Source organism: Mesorhizobium sp. WSM4840 (assembly GCF_055811755.1).
Genome location: NZ_JBVVQD010000131.1, coordinates 1 through 436, shown reverse-complemented (window position 1 = coordinate 436; position 436 = coordinate 1). Strand labels below are relative to the sequence as shown.

Genomic DNA, 436 nt, shown 5'->3' with positions numbered 1-436 from the left:
GCATGTGCGGCAAGATATCTTGCATGCCGGGAACTGCGTGAGCTTGGGCCTGTTGATTTGCGTCGAACTGGTGATACACCGCCAATTCCGGCGGCGCGACAGGAGGCCGGGGCAGCGAGTCCAGTTGGTTGGCGGCCACCAGAACTGATTCCACTGCGTCTTGGTGCGTGCGCGAGGAAGGATCCATTCCGTAGGCTCCCTGAATCATCAGTGATGCGATTTCCTTTTGTTGGTCTTCAGGAATACGGGACAATGCGTTGCGTACACTATCAGCGAACTCGGGTGAGATCACTTGTACTTCTGCATATTTTTTCCACGATACGGGTGCGTTTTGCTTCCGGCGCAAATCGTTGGCAGTCTGTTCATTTGTGTCCGGATGCACGAACGGAATCAACCCCTCAACACGGTTTTTCAGGAATTCGGCGGTGCTTTTGTC

Annotated in this window: 1 pseudogene; it reads right to left on the bottom strand. The window is 54.1% G+C overall.

The window, feature by feature from the left end:
- Window positions 1-436, bottom strand: a pseudogene (locus tag AC0L3I_RS37005) (type III secretion protein); the annotation flags it as partial.